Below are 4,110 nucleotides of genomic sequence, written 5' to 3'. Positions count from 1 at the left end.
CATCGGCGCCGACGGCGTCGTCACCATCGTTGCCCACCGCTCTGAAATGGGCCAGGGCGTGCGCACCAGCCTGCCCATGGTGGTGGCGGACGAACTCGACGCCGACTGGAGCCGCGTGCGCGTAGTGCAGGCGCAAGGCGACCAGGAAAAATACGGCAACCAGAACACCGACGGCTCGCGCAGCATGCGCCACTCCTTCGGCCCGATGCGCCAGGTCGGCGCCACCGCGCGCCTGATGCTGGAGACCGCTGCCGCCGCGCGCTGGAAAGTACCGGTCGGCGAAGTCGAAGCGAAGAACCATGAACTGATCCACAAGCCCAGCGGCCGCAAGCTGGGCTACGGCGATGTCGCCGCCGACGCGGCCAAACTGCCGCTGCCTGCGCGTGAAAGCGTCACGCTCAAGACGCCGCAGCAGTTCCGTTACATCGGCAAGGACAGCACGCGCGGCATCGACCTGCACGACATCGTCACCGGCAACACCCAATACGGCATCGACACCCGCCTCGAGGGCATGGTCTACGCCGTCATCGCGCGTCCGCCGGTCTACGGCGGCAAGCTGGCCAAGGTCGACAGCAGCGAGGCGCTCAAGGTGCCGGGCGTGATCCGCGTGGTCGAACTCAAGGGCAGCCCGCCGCCGGCGCTGTTCAATCCGCTGGGCGGCGTGGCCGTGATCGCGCGCAATACCTGGGCCGCAATCAAGGGCCGCGAAGCGCTCAAGCTGACCTGGGACAACGGTCCCAACGCCTCCTACGATTCGGCCGAATTCCGCAAGACCATGGAAGCCGCCGCACGCCAACCGGCCAAGGCCGTGCGTAACGCCGGGGGCCCCGCCGGCGCCAAGGGCGAAGCGCCGTTCGAACTGGCGATGTCGGCGGTGAATATTCCCTATGCGATTCCCAACATCCGCGTGGAAGCGCCGGAAGTCGAGGCACACACCCGCATCGGCTGGTTCCGCTCGGTATCGAACATTCCGCATGCTTTCGCGGTCCAATCGTTCAGCGCCGAACTGGCGGCGGCGGCAAAGCGCGATCACCGCGACTACCTGCTCGAACTGATCGGCCCGGCGCGCAAGATCAATCCGTCCGAGATGGCCGACGGCTGGAACTACGGCGAATCGCCGGAGCGTTATCCGCTCGACACCGGCCGCATGCGCGGCGTGATCGAACTGGCAACATCCAAAGCCGGCTGGGGCCGCAAATTGCCCAAGGGCCGCGGCCTCGGGCTGGCGGTATGCTACAGCTTCGTGACCTACATCGCCGCCGTGGTCGAGGTGGAAGTCAACGATGAAGGCGAAGTGAGCATCCCGCGCGTCGACATCGCGGTCGACTGCGGTCCCTCGATCAATCCGGACCGCATCCGTTCGCAAGTCGAAGGCGCCTGCATCATGGGTATCAGCCTGGCGATGACCGGGGAGATTTCGTTCAAGAACGGCGCCGTGGAGCAGAGCAATTTCCACGACTATGAAGTGCTGCGCGCGTTTGCTGCTCCCGCCAAGATCGACGTGCACATCGTGCCGCATACGCTCGACGTGCCGCTGGGCGGCGTCGGCGAACCGGCCACGCCGACGATTGCGCCGGCGCTGTGCAATGCGATCTTCGCCGCCACCGGCAAGCGCATCCGCCAGTTGCCGATCCGCGAGCAGCTCAAGAAGGCTTAACGCAAGAAGGAAGGAAAACCTGCACATGGAATCCATCGACTTCGACGTCCTCAACACCGCCCTCGCCTGGCACGAGCAAGGCCATCGCGTCCTGCTCGGCACCGTCACCCATACCTGGGGATCGGCGCCGCGTCCGGTGGGCTCGATGATGGCGATTCGCGGCGACGGCCATGTGCGTGGTTCGGTCTCGGGCGGCTGCGTCGAGGACGACCTGATCCGCCGCATCCAGGGCGGCGAGCTGGAACGGACGCTGCCGTTCGCACTGACCTACGGCCTCACCGCCGACGAAGCCCACCGCTTCGGCCTGCCCTGCGGCGGCACATTGGAAATCATGATGGAGCCGGTATCCGCGCAGTCGCGCATTACCGAGTTGCTGGCGGCCGTTCGCCAAGGCTTGCGCGTTACGCGCACGCTCGATCTCGACACCGGCGCCGCCACGCTCGCCACCGACAGCGAGGCGCGCCAGACCGTGGTGCAGGATCGCAAGCTGATCGCACCCTACGGTCCGCGTTATCGCCTGGTCATCATCGGCGCCGCACAGATGTCGCGCTACGTTGCGCAGTTCGCGCTGGCGCTCGACTACCAGGTCATCGTCTGCGATCCGCGCGAAGAATACCTGCATGAATGGGACATCCCCGGCGTGGAATTGTCCGGCGAGATGCCCGACGACTTGCTGTTGCGCCTGCAGCTCGACGCCAACAGCGCGGTGGTCACGCTGACCCACGATCCCAAGCTGGACGACATGGCGCTGATATCTACTCGCCGCGCGCACGCTCCGGTGCGCCGGTATCGGTGCCGCTGGCCTGGGACGAGCTGGACGGCACGACGCGAGCCGACAGCTTTACCGTGGTCACCGTACCCAAGCGGCTGGCGTCCCTCAAACGCGATCCATGGCATGACTACGTCGCAACCAGGCAGCACCTTACCAAAAAAATTCTGTCGTCGTTTTCAATGGAAAAGGAGTCGGCATGACCATCCCTATCGACCTGCCGGGCGGTGAATACCTGCCGGAACTCAACAGTCCTTCCCTGCAAGCGGGCATCGCCCGTCTGGGGCCGTCGCAATACCGCGGCATCGTGCTGGTCGACGGCGGCTGTCAACCCAGCTTCAGTTGTCCGGAAATCCGCGCGACCGAACATGCGGCGATCTGCGACGCCCAGGAATTCATCGCCATGCACGCCGCCGAGACCTATAAGCAGCGCCGCGACTGATCAGCCGCAAGCAGTTATCCGCACTTCAGGCCGGTTCCGCGTCCGATTCGGAACCGGTAACCCGATGACCGAGCACCGCAACGGCAGGTTCGTCCGGCGCCGCCAGCGTGCTGCGGATCAATTCTTCCACCACATCGATATCGACCGGCTTGACCAGGTGATGGTCGAAGCCCGCCCGCAGCGAACGCAGCTTGTCGCTGGCCTGGCCGTAGCCGGTCAGCGCGATCAGGCTGATGCCTTCCAGATGCGGCATGGCGCGCAAATGACCGGCGACTTCATAACCATCCATGATCGGCAGGCCGATATCGAGCAAGGCGATGCGCGGCGTGAAATCCTTGACGATGTCCAGCGCCGACGGCCCGTCATAGGCGATGCGGATTTCGTGACCTTGCATGGTCAGCAACTCACCGAGGATTTGCGCAGCGTCGAGATTGTCGTCGACGATCAGGATGGGGCAGCCTTCTTCCAGCGGTTGCAGCCCGAGCAAATTGTCGGGCGTCAGCGGCAGCAGGATAGGCGTGGCGTCGCTGAGCACGGCCGGCAGTTTGATCGTGAAGACGCTGCCTGTGCCGGGACCGGCGCTGAACACATGTACCGTACCGCCGTGCAATTCGGTCAGACTGCGCACGATCGCCAGGCCAAGGCCAAGGCCGCCGCCAGCGCGGTCGATGGCCTGGGTTTCCTGAGCGAACATTTCGAATACATGCGGCAGCATGTCGGCGCGAATGCCGATGCCGTTGTCGCGGATCTCCACGACGATCTGGTTGTTGTCGAGCATCGCGTCGACACGGATGTGGCCGCGGTTCTCGGTGTACTTGCAGGCATTGGTCAGCAGGTTGGCCAGCACCTGGGTCAGCCGCTCCGGATCGGCGTGCACCTGCAGGCCTTGCGCCGGGACGTTGACGGTAAGGCGATGCTGGCGCTCTTCCAGCAAAGGACTGGCGGTTTCGATGGCCTTGGAAATGATGTCGGCGATCTCGAGCTTCTTTTTCTGCAGGTTGATCTTTCCCTGCGCCACGCGCGACACGTCCAGCAAGTCGTCCACCAGCCGCACCAGATGGCGGGCCTGGCGCTCGATCACGCTGCATTCCTTCTCCATGCCGCCACCGCCGCGCAGGCGCATCAGATGCACCGCGGTCAGGATCGGCGTGAGCGGATTGCGCAGTTCATGGCCGAGCATGGCAAGGAACTCGTCCTTGGTGCGATTGGCGATTTCGGCAGTCTGGCGCGCGCGCCTCCCCG

Annotated in this window: 4 protein-coding genes and 1 pseudogene; 4 read left to right on the top strand and 1 reads right to left on the bottom strand. The window is 64.9% G+C overall.

Annotated elements, in window-relative coordinates; genetic code table 11:
- Position 1 precedes the first annotated feature (1 nt).
- The 4 genes and pseudogenes from HLUSI_RS26620 to HLUSI_RS26610 all read left to right on the top strand — a co-directional run bounded on the left by HLUSI_RS26620 (position 2) and on the right by HLUSI_RS26610 (position 2,868).
- On the top strand, positions 2 to 1,657 hold the full coding sequence (locus HLUSI_RS26620; protein WP_238533903.1) for a xanthine dehydrogenase family protein molybdopterin-binding subunit: 1,656 nt from the start codon (positions 2 to 4) through the stop codon (positions 1,655 to 1,657).
- Positions 1,587 to 2,402, top strand: a pseudogene (locus HLUSI_RS26615) (XdhC family protein); the annotation flags it as partial. The gene HLUSI_RS26620 and the pseudogene HLUSI_RS26615, both read left to right, overlap by 71 nt.
- A complete protein-coding gene (ligD, locus tag HLUSI_RS34875; protein ID WP_414086228.1) occupies positions 2,303 to 2,629 on the top strand; it encodes a non-homologous end-joining DNA ligase LigD in 327 nt (108 codons plus the stop codon). The pseudogene HLUSI_RS26615 and the gene ligD, both read left to right, overlap by 100 nt.
- A complete protein-coding gene (locus HLUSI_RS26610) occupies positions 2,626 to 2,868 on the top strand; it encodes a hypothetical protein (RefSeq protein ID WP_016832444.1) in 243 nt (80 codons plus the stop codon). Before ligD ends, HLUSI_RS26610 begins: the two co-directional genes overlap by 4 nt.
- A gap of 25 nt (positions 2,869 to 2,893) precedes the next feature.
- Here the strand turns inward: HLUSI_RS26610 and HLUSI_RS26605 are convergent.
- Positions 2,894 to 4,110: hybrid sensor histidine kinase/response regulator (locus HLUSI_RS26605; RefSeq protein WP_016832443.1), on the bottom strand; the 1,217-nt coding region annotated here is incomplete at its 5' end.

Origin of the sequence: Herbaspirillum lusitanum P6-12 (genome assembly GCF_000256565.1) — a bacterium.
Lineage (GTDB): Bacteria > Pseudomonadota > Gammaproteobacteria > Burkholderiales > Burkholderiaceae_D > Herbaspirillum > Herbaspirillum lusitanum.
The sequence above is the reverse complement of the archived record's forward strand: the minus strand, read 5'-3'. Positions and strand labels throughout refer to the sequence as shown.